The organism is Grimontia sp. AD028, assembly GCF_000973155.1.
GTDB lineage: Bacteria > Pseudomonadota > Gammaproteobacteria > Enterobacterales > Vibrionaceae > Enterovibrio > Enterovibrio indicus.
In genome coordinates this window covers 1-21,619 of the sequence record NZ_LASY01000042.1, presented here as the reverse complement: position 1 = coordinate 21,619, position 21,619 = coordinate 1, and the positions used below count along the sequence as shown (strand labels likewise).

The 21,619-nt window shown below is 49.2% G+C and carries 24 protein-coding genes; 4 read left to right on the top strand and 20 right to left on the bottom strand.

Annotated features, from left to right (window positions below; genetic code table 11):
* Positions 1-68 precede the first annotated feature (68 nt).
* The 9 genes from RN22_RS10185 to RN22_RS10150 form a co-directional block, all read right to left on the bottom strand.
* Positions 69-818 carry a class I SAM-dependent methyltransferase gene (locus tag RN22_RS10185; protein ID WP_046304183.1) on the bottom strand — a complete coding sequence of 250 codons (750 nt, stop codon included), beginning with the start codon at positions 816-818 and terminating at the stop codon, positions 69-71.
* Positions 819-830: 12 nt separating this feature from the next.
* On the bottom strand, positions 831-1,469 hold the full coding sequence (locus RN22_RS10180; protein WP_046304182.1) for a glutathione S-transferase family protein: 639 nt from the start codon (positions 1,467-1,469) through the stop codon (positions 831-833).
* A gap of 140 nt (positions 1,470-1,609) precedes the next feature.
* Complete coding sequence (locus RN22_RS10175) at positions 1,610-2,140, bottom strand: hypothetical protein (protein ID WP_046304181.1); 531 nt, start codon at positions 2,138-2,140, stop codon at positions 1,610-1,612.
* Between the two features lie 213 nt (positions 2,141-2,353).
* Positions 2,354-2,491, bottom strand: coding sequence for a hypothetical protein (locus RN22_RS25125; protein WP_197076279.1), 138 nt, complete (start codon positions 2,489-2,491; stop codon positions 2,354-2,356).
* Positions 2,492-2,584: 93 nt separating this feature from the next.
* A complete protein-coding gene (locus RN22_RS10170) occupies positions 2,585-3,517 on the bottom strand; it encodes an alpha/beta fold hydrolase (protein ID WP_046304180.1) in 933 nt (310 codons plus the stop codon).
* A gap of 54 nt (positions 3,518-3,571) precedes the next feature.
* Positions 3,572-4,075, bottom strand: coding sequence for a DUF1772 domain-containing protein (locus RN22_RS10165; RefSeq protein ID WP_046304179.1), 504 nt, complete (start codon positions 4,073-4,075; stop codon positions 3,572-3,574).
* Between the two features lie 129 nt (positions 4,076-4,204).
* Entirely contained in the window at positions 4,205-4,645 is a 441-nt protein-coding gene (gene msrB / locus RN22_RS10160) for a peptide-methionine (R)-S-oxide reductase MsrB (protein ID WP_046304178.1), read from the bottom strand.
* 442 nt (positions 4,646-5,087) lie between these two features.
* Positions 5,088-5,534 (bottom strand): pyridoxamine 5'-phosphate oxidase family protein, encoded by a 447-nt coding sequence (locus tag RN22_RS10155; protein WP_046304177.1) that lies wholly within the window; start codon positions 5,532-5,534, stop codon positions 5,088-5,090.
* Positions 5,535-5,694: 160 nt separating this feature from the next.
* Positions 5,695-6,543, bottom strand: coding sequence for an AraC family transcriptional regulator (locus RN22_RS10150; RefSeq protein WP_046304176.1), 849 nt, complete (start codon positions 6,541-6,543; stop codon positions 5,695-5,697).
* A gap of 109 nt (positions 6,544-6,652) precedes the next feature.
* On the opposite strand from RN22_RS10150, the gene grxC reads away from it, so the two are divergent.
* Entirely contained in the window at positions 6,653-6,922 is a 270-nt protein-coding gene (grxC, locus tag RN22_RS10145; RefSeq protein WP_046304175.1) for a glutaredoxin 3, read from the top strand.
* 42 nt (positions 6,923-6,964) lie between these two features.
* Entirely contained in the window at positions 6,965-7,462 is a 498-nt protein-coding gene (locus RN22_RS10140) for a YkgB family protein (RefSeq protein ID WP_046304174.1), read from the top strand.
* 45 nt (positions 7,463-7,507) lie between these two features.
* Here the strand turns inward: RN22_RS10140 and RN22_RS10135 are convergent, their stop codons facing one another.
* A complete protein-coding gene (locus tag RN22_RS10135; protein ID WP_046304173.1) occupies positions 7,508-8,281 on the bottom strand; it encodes a hypothetical protein in 774 nt (257 codons plus the stop codon).
* A 295-nt stretch (positions 8,282-8,576) separates the two neighbouring features.
* Here RN22_RS10135 and creD point away from each other — a divergent pair, with 295 nt between their 5' ends.
* Complete coding sequence (creD, locus tag RN22_RS10130; protein ID WP_046304172.1) at positions 8,577-10,028, top strand: cell envelope integrity protein CreD; 1,452 nt, start codon at positions 8,577-8,579, stop codon at positions 10,026-10,028.
* Between the two features lie 31 nt (positions 10,029-10,059).
* Here the strand turns inward: creD and RN22_RS10125 are convergent, their stop codons facing one another.
* Both RN22_RS10125 and RN22_RS10120 read right to left on the bottom strand, forming a co-directional pair.
* A complete protein-coding gene (locus RN22_RS10125) occupies positions 10,060-10,806 on the bottom strand; it encodes a phosphoglycolate phosphatase (RefSeq protein ID WP_046304171.1) in 747 nt (248 codons plus the stop codon).
* A 507-nt stretch (positions 10,807-11,313) separates the two neighbouring features.
* Entirely contained in the window at positions 11,314-11,673 is a 360-nt protein-coding gene (locus RN22_RS10120; RefSeq protein WP_046304170.1) for a hypothetical protein, read from the bottom strand.
* Positions 11,674-11,928: 255 nt separating this feature from the next.
* Between RN22_RS10120 and yegD the strand changes: the two genes are divergently transcribed.
* Positions 11,929-13,281, top strand: a complete 1,353-nt coding sequence (gene yegD / locus RN22_RS10115; protein ID WP_046304169.1) for a molecular chaperone — start codon at positions 11,929-11,931, stop codon at positions 13,279-13,281.
* 63 nt (positions 13,282-13,344) lie between these two features.
* On the opposite strand, the gene RN22_RS10110 is transcribed toward yegD, so the two are convergent.
* Genes RN22_RS10110 through RN22_RS10075 form a run of 8 tightly spaced genes read right to left on the bottom strand, consistent with a single transcriptional unit; the run spans position 13,345 to position 21,320 of the window.
* On the bottom strand, positions 13,345-14,145 hold the full coding sequence (locus RN22_RS10110; RefSeq protein WP_231590881.1) for an outer membrane lipoprotein-sorting protein: 801 nt from the start codon (positions 14,143-14,145) through the stop codon (positions 13,345-13,347).
* 1 nt (position 14,146) lies between these two features.
* Positions 14,147-16,501: an RND family transporter gene (locus RN22_RS10105; protein ID WP_046304168.1), complete on the bottom strand. Its 2,355-nt coding sequence runs from the start codon at positions 16,499-16,501 to the stop codon at positions 14,147-14,149.
* On the bottom strand, positions 16,494-17,594 hold the full coding sequence (locus tag RN22_RS10100) for an NAD(P)-dependent oxidoreductase (protein ID WP_046304167.1): 1,101 nt from the start codon (positions 17,592-17,594) through the stop codon (positions 16,494-16,496). The genes RN22_RS10105 and RN22_RS10100 overlap by 8 nt, the downstream gene beginning before the upstream one ends.
* 56 nt (positions 17,595-17,650) lie before the next feature.
* Positions 17,651-18,457, bottom strand: a complete 807-nt coding sequence (locus RN22_RS10095; protein WP_002538120.1) for a ferritin-like domain-containing protein — start codon at positions 18,455-18,457, stop codon at positions 17,651-17,653.
* A gap of 12 nt (positions 18,458-18,469) precedes the next feature.
* Complete coding sequence (locus RN22_RS10090; protein ID WP_046304166.1) at positions 18,470-18,934, bottom strand: OsmC family protein; 465 nt, start codon at positions 18,932-18,934, stop codon at positions 18,470-18,472.
* Entirely contained in the window at positions 18,925-19,773 is an 849-nt protein-coding gene (locus RN22_RS10085) for an ATP-binding cassette domain-containing protein (RefSeq protein ID WP_002538118.1), read from the bottom strand. Before RN22_RS10085 ends, RN22_RS10090 begins: the two co-directional genes overlap by 10 nt.
* Positions 19,774-19,787: 14 nt before the next feature.
* Positions 19,788-20,627 carry a transporter substrate-binding domain-containing protein gene (locus RN22_RS10080; protein WP_046304165.1) on the bottom strand — a complete coding sequence of 280 codons (840 nt, stop codon included), beginning with the start codon at positions 20,625-20,627 and terminating at the stop codon, positions 19,788-19,790.
* A gap of 9 nt (positions 20,628-20,636) precedes the next feature.
* A complete protein-coding gene (locus tag RN22_RS10075; RefSeq protein ID WP_002538116.1) occupies positions 20,637-21,320 on the bottom strand; it encodes a hypothetical protein in 684 nt (227 codons plus the stop codon).
* Positions 21,321-21,619 lie beyond the last annotated feature (299 nt).

The following is a 21,619-nucleotide window of genomic DNA, read 5'->3' as shown; positions in this document are numbered from 1 at the left end:
GATGAAATAACCCAAATTCGTGCGCTGTAGGTGAATAGTAAAACCCGCCTTACTGGCGGGTTTTCATTTTACTCGGTATTCCGGCCGACATAAAAAACGAATTCAAGCGGAATGACCCTCGGCTTTTCATCGGCAGACCAATGAGTTTCAATCTGCTCGTAAGCAGCATCAAGAAATGCCTCGCCATGTTCCTCAGTGCACCGTCGGGTGGCAGAGAACGTCTTAATAAATTCGAAGAATTGATCGAGGTTCCATTCAACCTTCATCTCAAATTTTGGTGAACTCAGTCTTTCAAAAGGAAACTCGACATCCTTGTAGTGACCGGTCAAAAGTGAATTTTGGGTCGCCCAGTAAGGCGCAATCACATCGAGAATTTGATCATGGAAAATTCTCTCTATTTCATCTGGCAACACTGGCCATGTATATCCCCACGCTGCGAATACACCATCAGGCTTCAATACACGTTTAACTTCCGGCCAGAAAACGGGGAAATCGAACCAATGGAGAGCCTGAGCCACACATACCAAATCAAAACTATCGTCAGGGAAATCTGTGCTTTCCGATGGCATAACACGGTAAATGACGTTGTCGAATGGCTTTGCATTCGCAATCTGCTGTTCGCTGACATCCGTCGCTATCACACCTTCAAAACAATGCGACAGCCCTTCTGACACCTGGCCGTTTCCACAAGCGCAATCCCATGCTTTGAGATTCGATGGAGAGATACTTACCAGATACCGATAAATCTCATCGGGATAGACGGGCCTCGCTTTCTCGTAAAGATCTGACTTATCGTTAAACAGGCTGTGTATTTTCATTTCCCCACTCCTTTAGCGATAGATGTCCAAGTTGGTACCTTCCAATTCACTCGCTGCAACCACTGAGTTCCGCTTCGCCAAATCCCTTAAATATCGACCTAAATGTTCAAAGCTCAACGGTGGTTTATCAAAATCGCTGGCCCAATGAGCGAACATGAACAGGAAGAAGTCACACATACTGATTCGGTTCCCCACCAGAAAGTTTTTGCCTTCAAGCTCACGGTCAATCAAAGCAAACATGTCTGTCACGCGGGCTTCTTGGGCTCGTTTGATGGCTGTCGCTTCATCGGGGTTTTCTGTGTGGCGTTGCGGGTAGAAATAGACCATCAACTCTGACTGTAACGACGAAGTCAGGTAGAACAGCCATTGGAAAAAGATCGGTCTTTCATGGCTTCCCATGTCGGGAATCAGGCCAGACTCAGGGTGATTTTCACAAAGGTGTAGCCCTATGGCTGCGCTTTCATGAATGACCAATTCGTCATCAACAAGCACAGGAATACGACCCGTGGGGTTGAGTTTCAGATAGCTTTCGGATTTCTGGGCGTTGGACTTCCTGTCGACCAAAATCAGCTCGTGTCGCAGTCCCATTTCCACCATCATCATATGAGGTGCCCAACTTGCGTTGCGTGGGTAGTAAAACAGTTGATACAAAGCTATCTCCTCCGAATCCATTTCAACGGAATAGTAGCATTAGGTCTTCAGGTAATAGTCGAATGGTCTCGGGAAGATTCGTCCGAATTCACAAACACAAAAGGCAGGTATTCACACCTGCCTTTCAAAAAACGAGTACTTTATTCAAGAGTTATGGAAAGGTAGTTTGTTACGAAAGGAACTATCGTTGCTTCACCGGTTGCAATGTATTTATTTCCCAGTCCTTCTGACTGGACTTTGAAGTAGTACTTTCCTGCTGCAAGCCCTTTAGACCTATTGTCGGTTCTAACAGGAATCGCATCATCAACAAGCCAACCTTCAGGTGTCACTTCGTAAAGGTAAGCTGTGCATTCAACAGAACCAATTCTTGGGTGAACACAAGTTTCAATAAAAGCTTCCGTTCTTCCATTTGGGTTTTTCTTTGTTGAAGCTATCCCTATTGAGCCGTAGTTTTTGCGAGTTCGACTGCTGTCCGTGATGTAAAACTCCTCTTTTTCAACACTGAACCCACCGTCGCTATTTTTGACCACGGTGCCGTTCCCTACACCGACTGAACCAAGCACACCGTCGATAGCACCGTTTACGCCGTCATTAACCACTTCGCCGAAGTCTTTGTTCGCACAACCTGATACCAAAGCAGCCACTGCCAAAGCCATGATGAGTTTTTTCATTGTTTGTCCCTTTTAGTGCTTTTATTTCCAAGCCATCTTTCGGGAGATTAACACCGCTATAACGATCGAAGATGTCTCAAAATAAAGCCTCAAGACCATCAGCCTCACGTCAGATCACAGATGCCTCTTTTTGCTGAGGGAAAACTAATCATTCATAAAGAGCACAAACAGAAAGAGCCACACAATGTGGCTCCTTTATCAAAGTCTTTAGCATTAATGATGGCTACCATGCCCACAGCCAAACAATGAGAGTTCTGACATTTCCCAGCCATGCGTCCAATGCGCATCAAATGCATAGGCAGTGCCCATCAACCCAAACAATACCATGGCAGCAATCGCTAATTTTTTCATTGAGTTATTCCTTCTTATTCATGCTCAACAATACGCGCAAGTATCGTGATTTTTTCAGGAAAAAGAAGGCGCTTTACTTAGCTTTACCTTGCTTTACGCTTGGTCAAATTGAAGGAATTGCTTCGCCGTTTGGGAAGGCGCTTCAATCATCGGAAGATGCCCCATATCCTTCATCACGTGCACTTCCGACTGAGGGACTAATTTGCCAAGGATGTCTGCACCAGCGACATGCAGGACTCGGTCCTTGTCGCCCCAGGTAATCAGTGTTGGTTGCTCGAAGCCTTCGAGCACGGTATCCAGTGGCACAGTGAAATGGACTTGCCCGTCATTGAGGTGGTGGATCTGTTGGAAGATTTGGCTATTCAGCGGAAAGCTGGCTTCTGCCCGCTTAGCGAGTTCTTTGATCATCACCCCAGGGATGAATGGTGGCTTATGAAATGCAAACGCCAAAAGTTCTCTGTATTGTTCGGCATCGCCTACCAACACAGCGGGGCGTTCTTGCTGGCGTAACATGGCAAACATCTCGCTGTCTGGCGAGGTTGCGACGCCTAACGGGTTAAGAAGCCACAAACTTAACACTTGATCAGGGTGTTCCACCGCGTAATTTCCCGCAATGTAACCTCCCATAGAATTACCGCCAATGTGAAACTTCGACACGCCAATAGACTCTGCAAATGCTTTAAGGCGCGCCACCTGAGCAGGCACATCATAGTTTAAGTCAGGCTGTTTGAAGCTTTCACCAAACCCTGGCAGGTCCGGCGCAATCACCCGGTACTTGCCAGTGAGATGCTTCGCCATTCTCACCCAGTTGTCTTTGTCTGCACCGAAGCCGTGAAGCAAAAGAAGTGGCGTACCCGACCCACCTTCCAGATAGGCAATTTCGCCTTCTTCGATATTCGATGTCTTTAAGGTCAAACCCGATATTCTTCGCTCAGCAGAAATGCCAAGTTCGAACAGCTTTTCCGGTGGGGTCATTCGGTAAGCGACAAACCCAATCAGTATCAGTATTCCGATGAAATAAAGCATGGTGAACCCTTCCCTGTAGAGAGTGGCAGACCGGTATTTCCATCCCGATCTTATTTAAAGCCTGAATATGAGGGCCAGCATCAAGCCAACCGATATGCAAGAAACAACGGTTCTGAACTGATTCCAACGGTTCCAGCTGGGTTCAAATGTCTCCCTTGCGTCGCGTAATTCGTTTGCTTCCATTGTGTCCAGATTTAGACGTTGAATCTGGTTGTTGAGAGGTATGTTGAAACGGATTGTTGGTAGTTGAACACCGAGTAGATATAAGAGTGTGGCCGCCAAAAGCAATAGCTGGCTTAATCCCGACGTATTCCCTATTCCCAGAGCCAGAGTCGCCACAACTGCCAAAATAGAACCGACCCACACGAACATAAACAAGGGTTGGTTGTTTTGAATCACACCGTCCATCACCTTAAATGTACGCAGGAATTCTCTGTCTTCCAGTCGACGGATCCCAGGCATCACCACTACCGCAAAACCGAGTACTAAACCTGCAACGAGGGCGCAAAGCAAGGTTGCGGAAAAGAGAGAAAGTTGAAATAAAAACGGTGTGGTCATCCCTGCCTCAAGGTCAGTTTATTGTTGTGTTCCTCGGTCATAGTAAGTTGCAATGTACAACTTTTATACCGAGAGACCCGCAAAAACCAACGATAGTCAGGATAATCCACACCGATTTAGGAGGGGGTGTTACTCGACTTGGTCTAAGTAATCTCCGTAGCCTTCAGCTTCCATTTCTGATTTTGGAATGAAACGCAGGGAAGCGGAATTAATGCAGTAACGTAAGCCACCCTTATCTTTAGGACCGTCCGTAAAAACATGGCCTAGATGGCTGTCACCATGCTTCGAACGCACTTCTACACGCCGCATTCCGTGACTGGTATCGAAATGTTCTGTGACGTTATCTTTGACGATGGGTTTGGAGAAAGAAGGCCATCCACAGCCAGAACTAAACTTTGCTGAGGACGAAAATAAAGGCTCACCAGACACAATATCTACATAAATGCCTGATTCAAAATGGCGATTGTACTCCCCTGTAAACGGGCGCTCCGTGCCGTTTTCTTGTGTGACGCGATATTGTTCCTCGGTGAGGTTTTCTATCGCAGTCTGGTCTTTTGAGTAGGTCGTCATTTAAGCATCCAATAAATTAGCAAATTACGAATATGTTAATTATCAGATAAGTTCACATCACGCATCCAAATTGACAGAACTCTAACATTACTTGAGCCAATATGTGACGCCAGTGAGCATATCAGGCCTTTCCTGTCATAAATTTAACTCACTGATAACACATATTTTTTATGCGGCTTTTTGCAATAAGATCAACAATGAAAGACATCTATCATCAAGCTGTTATTTTTACCACTTTATGCCTAATTTCCTAGCGCTTTGTGCCGATTTTATGTTCACACTTTCAGAAAGACCTTAGATGTCAGGCTCTTGCGGATTTTTTCCCTGATATTTCTCTGAATAGACGCGATTGTTGCGTGTACCCATCAGTATGGGCGTTAAGCCCAGAAGGACGGTATTTCGTTGAAGAAACGATTCAGGGACGGTTCGAAAAGACGGAGCTTTAGCGGCGAACCTTATAGGTTTTAAGCGCGCTCTCAATCTGACTTTCTGGCGTTGTTTCTGAAAATAGGAAATAGCTTGGAGCAAGGATTCTGGCGCTGGATGTTATCTTCACTTCAAAGATATTTTTAATAGGGTAGCGTTCATCTGCCAGCTTACGAAGTGCTGCTAAATAGACCGTCCATTCTGTGCTTTCAGGTACAATCACCCGGGCGATTCCCTTCACTTTGAAACCTCGTTGCTCAAAGATCTCCACAAAGGAAACACACACCTTATTGTTCGACAGAATATTCTTTTCACTGATGGGGGAAGCGACGTTGGCAATCAGTAGCGTGTCATCATCAAGCGCGGTAAAAAGCTCTTTGGGGGAAACATTCGGCATTAAATCTTTGTCAACGGTCGCCAACCAGCAAAGCACGCTTTTCTCTGCGTATTCTTTCATCGTCATTTGAGCCTCCTAATTCCTATCGCTGACATTCTACAAAGGTTTACCCTCTTATCTACGACCATTCTCTTGCATGTACGGCTGAGAACAATGCTCCACTTCTTTGAATTCAATGAAAAAATTGTCATGGTGACAATTGAGCTGCGCACTATTGAACCGGGGGCTATTGGGCCCGAAACCGCTTAGGCGTGGTTCCCGAATGCTTTTTAAAGGTGAGTGTAAAAGCACGTTCCGATTCGTACCCCACTTGTTCGGCAACCTCGTAGATTGGCAACAGAGATTCGCGCAGTAACTCCTGCGCTTTTTGCATACGTAGGTTGGTGAGATAGCCAAACATAGGTTGACCGACTAACGAGGAAAAGCGGTTGGCAAATGCTGCGCGGGACATGCCGATTTGGCTGGCGACGGATTCCAATGTCCAGCTGAGCTCAGGGTTATCGTGAAGAAGCTGCAGCGCTCTGGAAATCCGCTTGTCGTTCAACGCATCCAGAAACGGGCTGGATTGCTCGCGCCCAAAGTTAATGCGGATAAGTTCAACCAGAATGATCTCCGTGAGCTTATTGACGATAAGTTCAGAACCCGGCCCTTGCGACATATATTCGGCGCTTAGCTGATCAAAAGTGCTGCGCAGCCAAGGGTGATTGGCAAAGTCTTTGTCACGCACAATTGTCATGCGGGGGAACACATCCATCAAAGGTGTTGTTGCCGCACGCGAAAAACTAAAAGACCCGCACAGCAGCAAGGTGGTGTCATTCAAATCTGGCTTTCCGTTAACAGGAGACAGGCTAGACAGTTCGTGATTTTGGCCCGGGCCGAGGAAGATAAGATCCCCCGCTTCCAGCTTTTCAATCTGCCCATCAATGTTCGCCCAGCAAGCACCACGACGAATCATGTGGAAGCTGGCGCAATCCAAATCCTGAAAGGTTTTCGTCCACGGTGCTTCTACCTGACTGCAGAAATACACACTGCCTACCACCCGAATGGCGCGGAGAATATCGCTCATCACTTCCATTGATAGCCCGACTATACGATCGATGTATTTAATCAAGATTATTATGCATAGATAGTCCCGACCGCAACACCTAAAGTAAAGCCATACACAAACACAACGGAGCAGAATCATGCCGAAGATTGAAATTTACACCAAGAGCTATTGCCCACACTGCCGAGCAGCGAAAAAGGCACTGAGACTCAGAGGACTCGATTTTCTGGAAATTGAAGTCAGTGATGATGCTGCGCTGTTTGACGAAATGAAAACGCGCAGCCAACGCCGCACAGTGCCACAGGTTTTTGTCGGAGACGTGCATGTCGGCGGCAATGACGACTTACAACGAGCCATCAGAAACGGGCAATTCGAAAAAATTCTGGAAAGCCAAACCAACGCGGTTTAATCCAACCAAATACGACGACACAAAAGTTTAAGGAGAAGCATCATGACAACGATTAACAATGTACACGGCCGAATCAACAACCAACGCGCAGATTGGGTTCATTCACTCAATCATATTGCCGACAACGCAGTGCGATTTTCTATCGTTATCGTGCTGGCATGGATTGGTGCTATGAAGTTTACCGGCTATGAAGCGGGCGCGATTCAAGGTCTTGTTGCATCAAGCCCACTTACAAGCTGGTTGTACAGTGTATTTAGCCTGCAAGGTGCTTCTAACCTGATTGGTACGGTTGAAATCGCTACAGCTGTTGCTCTGCTGCTGGCGCCATTAAATCGCACTATTGCCATTGTGGGTGCAGTGGGTGCGACCGTAACATTCGCGGTAACCACCAGCTTCTTGTTCACCGCGCCGATCGCTGAAGCAAGCTTGGGTGGTTTCCCTGCTATCTCCGTGGTGCCAGGACAATTCCTGCTGAAAGATATCGTTTTGTTGTCAGCAGCGGTTTCCCTGCTTGCCAAAGCGCTGTTGAGGGATGAATAATCGCAAACGAGAGGAGAGGCTAGTTGCCTCTCCTTCCGTTTAGCGCTAGTTCAGATCAAAACGGATATTCCGCCGCTGGGAAACATCAACCAATATATTCTCAGACGCATTATTGAGGTTTACCTTAAAACCAAGCACCTCTGCTTCGATGTAGCATCCACTTTTCCCAGCAACTAACTGGCTCTGATTTAGATTGAAAATCTCGCTCAGGCTCTTGTTGTAGACGCCATTTAGATCTCCCTCAGACGGATGACCACCTTTGACCTCTACCGTATTTCCGCTATAACAGAAAAACGTTGGACCCAGCAAAGTATATGAGTGGTCAGCCTCTGGAGACCATCTCAAGTCAATAACTTCATTAGAAAGCGTTTCCTGTAAAACAAAGGGCGTCGGAATATCATTTTGACTAAAAGTGAAAGCATTTGAATAAGAGCCTTGTTCACGGACAAAGGTGAGTGTGTATTCAGGATAATTATCCCGAGACACTAACGAATAATATTCTCCACCGAACGACCCAGAGCCCTCGATAATTTCATCTTTTGTTAATTTTAGACTTTGCGTTTCATCGTTTGCTGTTAGTAAAACACTGTCTCCTGCGCCGAGTGGAATAAAGCTTTCTCCCGTCGATGTATGGACATAGGCATTCACTTTTGCCGTACCGTCGCCCAGCGCATTAAAACTGACGTTGACCCTTATCTGTTCAGCGGGAAAATCCGAAGAATCTTTCACCTGATTCGGTGTGGGATTATCTCCCCCACCACCTCCGCCACCGCATCCTGCCAGTAACATGGTGAGAGCGAAAAATGAGTACTTTTGCATACATCCGTGTCCTTACCGCTTCGTCCAAGACTTCCTTTCACCTACACATGGCAGGCTAAGCAACTTATTGCACTTTACGATAAATGGACGCCTCTAAATCGACCCAACATTGAGACAGAAAGAGAGTTTGTATTTAACACCCATGGCGGAAAGTCATGCGTTGAATCTCCCTTCCCAAACATTGCCCTTTTTCCGCCACAAATGATCATCAGTCTGCCCTCCTGTGAGTGACTTCCTTTGGTTTAATGGCATTCACTAAATCCATGGATACCTCACTCATTACCAAGGAAGCATCATGATTGAATTCTTCGCAGGGATAGTCATCCTCGTTATTCTCGCCGTATTCGGCTTTGGCGCTTTCGCGCTGATCAAAAGCGGAATAAGCCGCTTTGGAGGCAATATTGAAAGCCCCGTTATCAAAGCCAAAAGTTCGCTGTTTCTCAAAGGCGTCCTCGCTGCCATTCTTTGTGTATTGATAATCGCGCCACTGACCTTGGTGCAGGATATGGCGTGGGAAAGGGAAAGCCTTTATCGAGACGTGGTCAATGAGATTGGCGAGTCTTGGGGCAGCGAACAATTACTGGCAGGCCCAGTGTTAGCATTGCCCTACAGCTATGTAGTGATCACCGAAGAAACCAACGATGACGGTGAACGAAAAGAGCGACGAACCGTGATGCAGGATGAGTTGATCATCCTCCCCAAAACCCTCGATATCAACGCCCAGCTCAACCACGATTTCCGCGACCGTGGCATTTACCACTCCCTTGTTTACCAAAGCACGATTGAAGGTCAGGCCAAGTTCGATTTCGAGCTTCCTACCATCAACAACGTAGAACACATCTATTTTAATTCGGCGCGTCTGGTGTTCGGCCTTTCAGCAAATAAAGCGATTGATGGCGTTGATCTGTTTGAAGTGACAGGTGAAGGGTTGGAACCTCAAGCCAACCTGACGTCTGGCACTGGCGTGACCACAGAGGCACTTCGACGCGGCTTTCACCGCCCGGTGGCTCTGGCTGACAACCCCGCTCCTTTCACACTGGATTTTAAAATCCGCCTGCGCGGATCGCAGGGGATCGGCTTTTTGCCTCTGGGCGAAACTTCCACCTTCAATCTCACAACAGATTGGCCACACCCAAGCTTCAGCGGCATGTTACCCACAGAAAGAAACATCTCAGATTCAGGCTTTTCAGCGACCTGGGAAATCAGTCATCTCAGCCGCAACTACCCGCAAATTTTTAAGGAAACACGCGGCGCAAATCTGGTCGAAGCACAAGCCCACACCCAGCTTTTTGAGCCTGTGACCCATTATGGAAAAGTCGAACGCTCCCTCAAATATGGTCTGCTGTTTGTCGCGCTGACGTTTATAGTGCTGCTGATGTTCGAGCTCAGTCAGGGTCACAGCCTTTCAATGCTGCAATACGTGATGGTGGGCGCGGCAATGACCCTGTTCTATCTGGTGTTGCTGGCACTTTCTGAACACTTGGGGTTCACGATGGCGTATGTTGCGGCAGCCATTATGCCCATACTCAGCATCCCCGCATATGTCGGCAGCGCGACTGGAAGTCGACGTGCTGGATTGCTGATGTTCTCTATGTTGCTTGGCCTCTACATCCTGCTTTATTCCATCCTGCGTCTTGAGGACTATGCCTTGTTGATGGGAAGCGGATTACTGGTTGCCGTGCTGCTCACCCTGATGTTCTTGACCAGAAAGCAGGCGAGGAAAACTGAAGAAGTGTCGCCGCAATAGTGAGGTCACCACACAAAAAGAAAGGCGCTTTTCAGCGCCTTTCTCGTGCAGATTGGGTTGACGTTTTTCGTCGTGCCCGTGGTTTTCTTGCCCTTGGCTGCTCGTCCTCTAAGTAGGTTGGGAAATCTGCCAAGGTATCCAGCACAGCATCCGGCGCGGCATAGCGGATATCCACGCCATAGTTGTAGCCATAGCTGACACAAACCGCCCCGCAGCCTGCTGCCCTTGCCGCGTTAACATCGTTAACACTGCCTCCCACCATCACTAGTTGATCAGGGTTGATGTGTAAGAGTAATGCCGCTTCCAGCAGACCATCAGGCGAGGGTTTCGGCTCTTGCAACGCATCTTTACCCAGCACCAACGTGAAGTGGTTTCTGATCCCCAGTTGGGTCAATAAGTCATTAGCCAATGACGTTGCCTGATTGGTGACCACCACCATCGGCACTTTTTTTCTAGTCAGCTGACGCAAGCACGCTTCAACACCGGGATAGAGCGCGGCGCTGGCGTGGTTCCGTCTTTGGTAAGCTTTGAGGAAAAGCGCACTGCCGAGCCGGAAAACCGGATCTGGCACTGAGCCATCTATTTTTCGCGAAAGAATACGGTGAATGAGCTTGTCTGTGCCATCGCCCAACCAGTCGCTCACATGCTCAACGTTAAGGCTGGGGAGTTTAAGATCAGCCAGCATTTCTTCCGCTGCATAGCGGACATCTGCTGCCGTGTTCACCAAGGTACCATCTAATTCAAAAACGACTGCTTTTACCTCTGTTGCTGGCAACATAGGTCACTCCATGTTTTTCTTATGAAAAGAGCCCGGTTATTGACTCCAGAGTTCGCCAGAGCCACTGCTGGCGCGCGTTTTTGGTGTCAGCCTTTTCAGTTCCATAAAGGCGGGGAAGATCGAGAATGCACTGTTCTTGTTTGCTAACCCTGACGACGTATGACTGCAAAATGGAAGGCGGCAGTGAGTACAAAATGACGTCGTATTTCTAATTTAGCAGAGTCGTGGGAAAAGCAAATCAGACTGCTTTTCCGTACGTTGTCTATGTTGTTGATCTTTGACAGCACAGCAGAAAAAACCAACTTATCCAGCTGTTTTAAAAAGAGATTAATTTTTTAAAAATTATTCAATTTGTCTCATTTCAGCGCACTATCTCACCAAGATTCCTAGATACCTAAACGACCTGAAGAGGTTCATATTCAGCGGTCACTAAAAAAAGAGGCCTGCTTACACAGGCCCAAGATAGAAGATCAAAGAGAAACAATGGCAGTGGAACAGAACGGACAGTTATTTGCGCAAAGACCTCACCCTGCTGTTTTGAGCATCATCGGGGAAGCGTTCAACTGTGTTGGCTGAATTTGGGGTTTTGTTAGCTTGCTCTGCTTTGTTGGTTTGCTCTGCATAGATGTCACCGACATCTTTCCAATAGGTATCGCTTAAGGAAACCATGTAATACCGGTTGTTTTTGATATCAGCGATAAGGGCGCGGCCATAGTTCATCAATTCACAGTGAACATCATGAATGAACTCACTTCGCACCGACTGGCGGCTGGTGAGCTCTGTAATGTCGTTTCGTGTCAACCACACATTCGAATGGGATTCGAAACGCTCCATCAACCATGCTGCGAACTCTTTGGCGCTTTTCATGGTGTCCTCCTTTGATTCGAGGAATTACACTTCCACTTATTTGAAGTGATATGTCTAAAGCCTAATTTGATCTTCATCACATCATGTATCGTTTATGCAACTTCACTTATAAAGCTTCACGACATCCATGTAATCAATTGATTAGCAAGCGCTAACATTTGCTATGAATTGCTCAGGCAGAAACCCATCTGTCCCTCTTGCTATCGTGATGTATTGACGTAAACTAGCCCGCTTTTTTGACGCTGGAGATCTCCGATGTTTATCGGCTTCGACTACGGAACAGCAAACTGTTCTGTTGCCATGATGGAAAACGGCACACCGCGCCTGTTAACCCTTGAAGGCAATAGCCCATTTATTCCTTCCACCCTCTGCGCGCCTACCCGTGAAGCAGTGAGTGAATACCTTTGGCGTCACTTCAACATCAAACCCACCGATCAGGTTGGCGAGCAACTCCTGCGTCGTGCGGTCAGTTTTAACCGCGAAGAAGGTATTGATGTCGAGCCGGGTGATCTCCGTTTTGGCCGATCAGCACTCGATACTTACCTCGAGGATCCGGAAGAGGTTTACTACGTTAAATCCCCCAAATCTTTCCTCGGCGCCACCGGACTGCGTGATGTGCAAATCAGCTTCTTTGAAGATCTGGTCTGCGCCATGATGGCAAACATCAAGCAGCAAGCCGAAGCTGAAACTCAGCAGGACATCTTGCAGACCGTTATCGGCCGTCCTGTTAATTTCCAGGGTATCGGTGGCGATAAAGCCAACGAGCAGGCTGAATCTATTCTTACCCGTGCAGCAAAACGTGCGGGCTTCAAAGACATTATTTTTCAGTTCGAACCGGTCGCCGCTGGCCTTGAATACGAAAGCACGCTGGAAAAAGACAGCACCGTGCTGGTTGTCGATATTGGCGGCGGTACGACCGACTGCAGCTTGATTGAAATGGGACCAAGCTGGCGAAACCAAGACGATCGTCGCGCGTCATTGCTGGCACACTCAGGCTGCCGTGTGGGCGGTAACGACCTCGACATCCATCTGGCATTCGAACAACTGATGCCGATGTTTGGTAAAGACTCGACCCTACAACGCGGTATTGCCATGCCAGTGACCCAGTTCTGGAACCCAATTGCTATTAACAATGTGGTCGCGCAATCTGATTTCTATGCCTCCGCTAACCGCGCTGTGCTGGAGCAACTGATGCGTGACGCCAGTGAGCCAGAGAAAATTGCACGCTTGCTGCGTGTTCACCGCGAGACACTGGGTTATCAGATTGTCCGCTGCGCGGAAGAGCTGAAAATCCGTCTCTCTGAGCACGATAGCGCACACATTGATCTGCCGATTGTTCAGGAAGTTCTGAGCGCGAATGCGACGTCACAACAGTTAGCTGAAGCCATCGCCAATCCAGTGGCCAAAGTCAGCGAGCTAGTCAACGATGCCTTAGCGCAATCAGCGACCAAGCCCGACGCTATCTTCATGACTGGCGGCAGTGCACGTTCGCCTATTTTGCGCGCGCTGTTAGAAAGCACTTTGCCTGGCGTACCTATCGTAGCAGGCGACTTCTTTGGCTCAGTCACATCCGGTCTTGCGCGATACGCTGAAAAATCGTTTCGCTAGTATCAGCTCTTGAAAAAAACCCAAGGCGGGCATCTAGATGACCGCCTTTTTCGTTTCAGCTTGCTACCGCGAAAGCGTCTTCAAACGCTGACTCATAAAATCCTTCTTACCCAAAGGCTCGCCAAACTGGTAATTCGACCACACCATCACGGTTCTTCGTCCATTTAACTCATTGGTCATATCCAAATTCAGCGGACGCCATCGCCCGTTGTCCGGCAAGGTGTAATCGGTCAGCAATAAGGTTTTCTCATGAACGCCGCGCCGGTTATAGAAATCCACTTTTTGCGCTCTGAATTCGTCTGTATCCACCCAGATCACCCGCTTGGTATACCCAGAATTTTCGTTTTTCGGGTAGGTTTCGATCACTTCACAGGTCATGTCACTGCCGGGGCAGGATTCCGTGCGCAGCCATTTGTAGGTGTATTCATCCACTTCCTGCTTTGCTAAATCCTCATACGAAAATTCAGACGAGACAAACTTGCCGGACACGTTGGAGCTGGAGATGCGCTTGGTTCGCGCAGCAGCGGGAAGGTAGAGCCACTGGTTATCATCTTCCGGTTCCGTTTTGGCATGGGTTAACAACGCAATCCCCCGCATGTCTCCGGGCGATTCAAACACCAGCACATTGTATTCGCTGGGAATGTTACCGAGATCTTCCAGCGTTAAGCTTCGAAACGATCGTTTCACTTCCCGGTTGCCCAAATAGAGGATCATTTCCCCATCGGCGCGGGACGTGCCATATCCGCTGTAGGATTGATCCATCTTCTCTGCAATTTCCCGCCCTTTCTCGGCATCATTTGCCATCACGCTGGCTGACAATGGCATGAGCACAAAGAGCAGCATCCAAGGTAGACATTTCACCATCTCAAACCTCCTGTACGGTGTGTCGTCGCGACTTTCGATCGGCGGTGATCAACAGCGCGGGAACAAAAAGGAAATCGTAAAGCAACGCGGTGATCACCACGCCAAACGCCAATAAACCCAAGTTAGCGTTGATGGCAAAGCTGGATGTCGCCATCACCGCGAAGCCAAGGGCAATAACGACCGTGGTCACCAGCAGCGCCAAACCCACACCGGAATACACATCAGTGACCGCTTGCTCAACCGTGCTGCCTTTTCGCCTCGATTCTTGATACTTGGTCAGGATATATACGGTGTCGTCCACCACGATCCCCATCACCATGGCACCAACCACGGACACCGCCAGATTGATTTCGCCAACGAAATACCCCCAAAGACCAAATACAATCAAGATAGGCAGTAAGTTCGGAATCAGGCTGAATAGCCCCATCCTCCAAGACCGCCATGCCAGAGAAAGCAGGAATGAAATGGTAATGATGGTCACCAAATTCCCCATCAGCATCGACTGGCTGTTGCGCTCTGACACGTAAGCAAATGCCAGCGACAGTCCTGTGCCTGCGGTTCCCGAGAGTAGAGGGGCGTTTTCCAGCATCCATTCGTTGGCTGCTTTTTCAATGGCAATGGTTTCTGCTGAAGACAGGTTGTCTGTCATGATCGATAAGCGGGACGAGGCATAATCCGGCGTCACCCGATCGCTCAGGCTGTGTCCATAGGGCGCAGAGATCTCGTAGGTTGTCAGCAACTGAGCGCTCAGATAGGGGTCGTCCGGGATGATGGCGGAAGGCGTGTTGTTAAATGCCTGATGCAGTCTGGCAAGATGATCAGGCAGGGCAATCACGGCATTAACATGAGGTTGCTCTCGCAGCCAATCCGCAAACGCATCGAGCTGTTTGAGATAATCCGGATCAGCGACCGTTTTTCCTTCCGGCGCGTCAAACGAATACTCAATTAAGCCCATGCCACCCCAGTGATTCTGCACAAGATCGGTCTGCACACGGAAGCTGTTCCTGTTATCAAAATACTCGACGAAATTGTCGTTGAACTGGATAAGCTGTAGCCCCAGCAACGCGGTGACAGCCAGCGTCGAAAAGATAAACAAAAGCCAACGCGCATGACCGATAACCTTTGCCGCCAGTTGCCCAAACTGGATTTTCGGCAGCTTTGGCAGTGGCTTTTTCCTGCGGCCTAACCAGGACTTCAACACCAAAGGCGTGATAGTGAGGTTCACGATAAGACTGGTTAACACCCCCAAGGCTGCAATGGTGCCCAACTCACCGAAGGGTTCTACGTCAGAGAAGTTAAGGCTCATAAACCCAACGAATGTGGTCAGGTTGGTCAAAGAAAGGGGAACCACGTTATAGGCCATGGCACCCAACACCACGTTGAGAGGTTTGGCGTTGGGCATGTTTTGTCTGAGGTGATAGGTTTTCGAAATAATATGGACGACGTTCGCTACCGCCAGTACCAATATGATCAGCGGTGCAGCGCCGGAGGCGGTATTCAGTTGAAAGCCCATCCAGGCGACCGCGCCAATCGCACCGATAATGCTGAGTAGGATCACCATCAACACAGTAAGCGAAGGCACAACGGCGCGAAACAAAACGCCGATGAGCACCAACACCAGCACAATCATCGCGGGTACCAGAGAACCTGAATCCGCATCGCTGGCTTCATTCAGGGCGTAATCAAGCATAACCAAGCCCGTGAGGTAGATTTGATAGCCGGGATAAGCGTCGAGGTATTTTTGCTGCAACTCGCGGGCATGAAGCGCCACTTTCTTCACGGCCAATAGATCTTCACTGGACATGGCAACGGTCAGAAACACCGTGGTAACTTCGCCGTTTTTGTCCGTCAGATTACCTTTTACATCAGGCCGTTCCCTGAAAAATTTTGCCAATGTTTCCTGAGTTTCGAGTTTGGCTTCGTCCCCCGCCAGCACCAGATCATCAACAATCATTCCGCCGCCATCGGCATCAGCGACTGGGTCAATAAAATTCACCAAAGAGGTGACTTTTCGCGCATAGGGTGCCAGCCAGAGTTCGTCCGTCAGGTTTCTGATCAGCGCCAGAGTCTCAGGGCTCGACGCCGACTCACCCTCTGGCGGCACCACCACGAACATGACATTTTCATCTTTGGAATAATTGGCTTCCAACTCATCCAACGCGATTTTTTCCGGCGATCCGACGGCGAGAAAAACCCGCGCTGAGTTGTTCACTTCCAGCTTTGCCAATCCACCCGCCAGCAGCAGTAATGCACCCAGCACAAGCAGCAACGTCAGTTTTGGACGAGCCAGTGCTGAAGAAACCAAACGCATGAGCCACTGCTCCATGCCCTGCGTTTTAGTCTGGTAATTACTCATTAAACACGCGTCCTTTTTTCTCGTTGTACAACGCCATAAAGTGCGACTGACAAATACGGATTGTTGGCAGCAACGCTTCGGCAAAGTCGAGCCCTTCGGCTTTCATGACCGTGATACTGGGGCGATCAAACATCCAGTTACGGCTGGCGATCTCTAAATTGGTGCGACAAAACGCATTGAACGCCCGCACGCGAGGCGACAGGCCGCGATAGTCGAGCGCATCATTGGTGGGTGCCCATTCCAGCGAATCGGGATGGCCTATATCGTCGAAAAGCAATGCCCAGAGAGCTTCCATGGTTGGGGCGTGTAAGGAATCGGATGCGAGGTTGATGATCCGGCTACGCCAAGGTTTTCTGAGGGTGAAACGCATGACTGCAATGACTGCGTCCTGATGGACAAAATTCATTCTCGCCTGCGGGCAGGCAAGACGCATCACATCGATATGGCCGGGCAGTAATCGCTTGGCGCCATCCCAGAGTTGGTAAATGCCATAGCGTTTTCCAGCATAGTGGCCAGTGCGACTGTCGCCAATCACCACAGAAGGGCGCACGATCAAATAGTCGAGCCCGGACGTGGCAACCAGTTGTTCGGCTTTCCGCTTAGTTTGGGTATAGAAGGTCGGGTCATCCCCTTCATCCCCATATATCCGCTCTTCAATTTTCCCGTTGCTCACGGCAGGTGCAAACGCGGTGGAAATGTAGATGTGCTTCTCGATGCCCTTTACTTTGCACTGCGCCAATATCCAGTCCGTTAGCGTGATATTGACGGCATTGAGGTTTTCTTCATTGAAGTATTCCACCGATCCAATGCAATTGATCACCATCTCGACCCCTTCAAGTTCCGGGGCATCAAACAGGTCATCATTAAACTGAACCGTGGTGAATCCCAGAGTCGCATCACCGTCAATTTGCGGCATAGGTTCACCTGAAGCCTCAAGGGTGTCGCAGGCCAGCTTTGTAATGTCCTGCTTCAGTTCCTCAAAAGTTTCTGGATCCCGCGAAGCAATCACCAGTTCATGATGGGCTTCCATTAGCACTGATGCCGCAACAAGACGGCCGACATATCCATTTGCCCCGAGCACTAGAATTCGCATAGGCATCCTTCCTTGTTAAGGCCGGACGAAGTTTCCACATCGTCCGGCTTTTCACCTTAGTGACAGCAGCGGTTGCCAGAAAGATCCGCTTTGTCTTTTGGTTGCCATTTGGAGGAATCATCATCCACCAGTGAAGAGAGCAAAGGCGCGACACGGTTTGGATCCAAACCAATGCGATCGATTTTCTCCATGTAGGTGTCAATGGCATCAATCCGCAGCTGATCCAAATCTTGCTCAATCACACCCAGAGAAACGGTGGAACATTTGATGCTGAGTTGGTCACACAGGCTGAAGCAGTTGTAGTTCACCATGCTCATCATGGCGGGCATCACGGCCCGGTGTGCCAGCTCAAAAGCGCGGTGCACTTCTTCAGCATCGTTGTCGAGCATGCGGTGAATCTCGTCAACCCCATGTTGAAGGTGCGCCACTTCCTCGGCATAGATACTGGCAGCGAGGCTGGTGGTGTGCTTATCGGTGTTGCGTTGAAGGGCGGTGTACGCCACGGTGGCAAAGGTTTCGACCATGATGTCCTGCGCGATAATGCAGGAGGTTAAATCGCCCTCACGCGCTCGGTCTTTGACAAAGCGGCCGATCTCTTTCCATTGCGGTTCAACCATGGTTTTCATGGTGGGAAAGTTGATGTGCTGGCCAAGTTTGGTCAGGGCATTGATGTGTCCGCCTTCGTCTCTCGCCTGCTTCACCACGTGGATTTTTTCATCCACATCCTCGATAAGCGGCACCATGGTGGTGTAGTTGTTCACCGCCATGATTTCACCGGAAATGGTGTTGGTGACGACGTAGGCAAGCAGGTCTTTGTAAGCTTGGTTTTCAACACGTTGTGTTTCTGTCATTAAGTTTGACACGTCTTTTCTCCTTCATATCCACTGAACAGTGACGTTGATAGGGAAAGCCGGCGACAAAGAAGCAGAGACGGTGCAATGCTTCTTGAAATTCCGTTCTATGGACGCGCGGTTCTGACTGCTTAAGCCGCCTCCATCATTCGCCTTAATCGCCACATTAATTTCTTTGATCCTCGGGTAACCCTCTGGTCCCTTGTAAACCGTGATTTGCGCATTGGTTACGATGCACTCCTGCTCTGTTTTGGCGCCATGAAAGCGCATGTGCTCCAGCAAAGAAGCTGACAGGCAATGCCCAACCGCGCTTCCCAGTAGCGCCGGGGTTGAAGGGCCGCTGTTGTTGCCAACAGGATCAGGTTCGTCACTCAAATAAGGCTCGCCCGCCTGATTGCCATGCTCACTGGCGACATTTTTAAACTGGTAGTCCGATTGGTAGGTCAGCTGCACATCGAACAGCCGGGTGTCTTTCGATTTCAGTTCCATACACTTTCATTCCTTGCCATGGAGGGGTTGAGAGCAACAGCATCCTGGTTCTCTGTCGCCGAGGGTAAGTGGTTACAGGCTTGAATCGCGGTGACGACGCCCTCTTTCATGTCCACTCTTGCTGTGCATGCTTCCAGACATCCATCCAAACGGTGGGATGCCATTAAGATTGTCGTGCCAGCCTGCTGACGTTCCAGCAGGATTTGATTCACCTTTTGAGCATTGGCTTCGTCGAGTGCTGACAAGGGTTCGTCCATCAGCAATAAATCCGGGTCGCCCACCAGCGCTCGGGCAATGGATACCCGCTGTTGCTGGCCACCGGACAGCTCCGGCGGGTAGCGATGGGCAAACTTGGCGATACCCAGTTCTTCCATCACCAGCAACGCCTTCTGGTGCTTTTCGTGAAGGCAGCGTTTCTCGCGGCACTCGAAGCCCATGCAGATGTTTTCCAGTGCGGTTAACTGGTCAAACAGAGCCGGCGTTTGGAACACAGTGCCTGTTCGGGTGCCGGGGCAGCACTCCCATTTGCGGCACCAGCAATCGACAGGCACCCCAAATTTGAGCGCCTGTCCGCCGCTGAGTGGCGTGAGATTGTTGAGCACACTCAGCAAGGTGGATTTACCGCAACCGCTTGGCCCAACCAACATGTACCAGGCACCGGTAGGCACAGTCAGGTTGACGCCATTAAGCACCGATACTGAGTCCTGACTGGATGATTGGCCGAACCAATCACCGAAAAAGCCGGATGTTTCACCAGACCCAACGTTGACCTTGGCTTCCTGAAGCACCAACGCGGGCAGCGAAAGGTTGGGCACTGGTGAGGGTTGGCGTGAAAACATATCTGTTTCTCCCATTAGCCTTGCGGCCAAACCTCAATGCGGTTTTCAAGCGGCATTGGGGTTTCGCTGTCGGGGCCAAACCAGCGGTTATAGATAGTGAGGTATTCGCCGCTTGATTCGATTTCCTGCAACGCGCGGTTCACGGCATCACGCATCTTGCTGTCGTTTTCAATCACCCCGAGACCGTCTTGTTTCATCCCGATCGCTTCACCGGTCAATACAGTGAGTTCGGGATTAGGTTTGGCGTAACTGACCAAGACTTCCGCATCTTCCGCCCAGCCGGCAATCTTGCCTGAGAGCACCGCATTCATGGCGATTTGCTTATTACCAAACTCGATGATGTCTTCTTCGTTGACCGGGTGGCCGTTTTTCTCTAGCCAATGCTTCCAGTTGCCAATCGAGTGACTACCACGGTTCATGCCTACCTTTTTACCCACCAGATCTTCCAGCGATTTTGGGCCGTCCTTTCTCACCAGAAAGGTTTGGGCTGACCAAAAGTAAGTCTGGGAAAAGTCCACAGCATCATCACGCTTCCAGGTATGGCTCATGGATGCTGCAGCCATGTCTATTTTGCCGTTTTGCAGGTAGGTGATGCGGGTAATTTCATCCACGGGAATGCGCTTCATTTTCACGCCAAGCTTATCGGCCACGGCGCTGGCGATATCGACATCAAACCCCACCCAATCACCCGCTTCATTGATGAAAGAGTGAGGAGGGTTATCCTGACGGATACCGACGACGAGCTCTCCACGTTCTTTCACCCTGTCGATCACAGAGCCTTTTTCATCTGCCTGGGCTGGGGAAAATACAAGGGTCATCCAAGCACAAATAAACAAACCCAATTTGCGGAACATAAACTCTCCTTAGTTGATGCTTCTTGTCATCCGGTGCGTTGACCGGAAAACAGTGTGGCGCAACCTGTCACCGACAAGGTTCAAGAGCTGCACGTTGAAGAAATACAGGGCAGAGCAAATAGCAAAGATGGTCAGCCAATCGGAAAGGCGGTAAGCCCGGCTAGCAAGCAAGTTGGTTAATGCACTCAGTTCAAGCAGCCCGATCAGGATGACGATACTGGTGTCCTTAAACAGTGAAACGAAGTGGGTGTGCATGGCAGGAAAGCTCTTTTTGAACACCCAATGCGCCCGAAGTCGGGCATAACGTGCCAAAAGCCCTAACTTCAGCACGTTTTCCACCCGATCCAGATTTTCCGGATATAGGTGGATGTATTTGGCAAAGATGGGAACCAGATGAGACATGGAGTACACCGTCAATGCCAGAATGCCTTTGGTAAAGGTTTCAAGTGGAAGAAAAAAGTCGATCGTAAAAATGATCACCAGCGGTGGAATCGCCCTCAACAGCGCAAAACTGGCCCCGGATGCCACCTGAAACCAATGGCGCTTGCTGCATAGGCAGACCAAGAGATAAGAAAGGGGAACAGACAGGGCGATAGTGGTGACAAACAGGCACCAAGTCAGTACCAATCCACCCGGTTGCGCATGGGGCAAGCCAAATAACATCTTTTGCGCTAATGCTAAGCTGCCTTCCATCCACCGAAGCCTCCTGCCCCTGACCAAAATTCCACGATGTGATTCATCATGTTAAGAATTCCATACATTCATTATATCTAGATATACTGATATGTTGATATCAAATATGAGAAAAGTGATAATGGTGCTTAACATCAATGGGTTATAGAACTGTGTGATTTTTGTGGCAGCATGTTAGTATTCACTTAGCCACACGTCCGATGTGTTGATAAAATTGAAAGTAATACCAATCACAGTAGGTAGCTGATCAGAAGTAGCGCAGGAAAAATGCTCGAGAACAAGGCGGAAAATTTCGATAA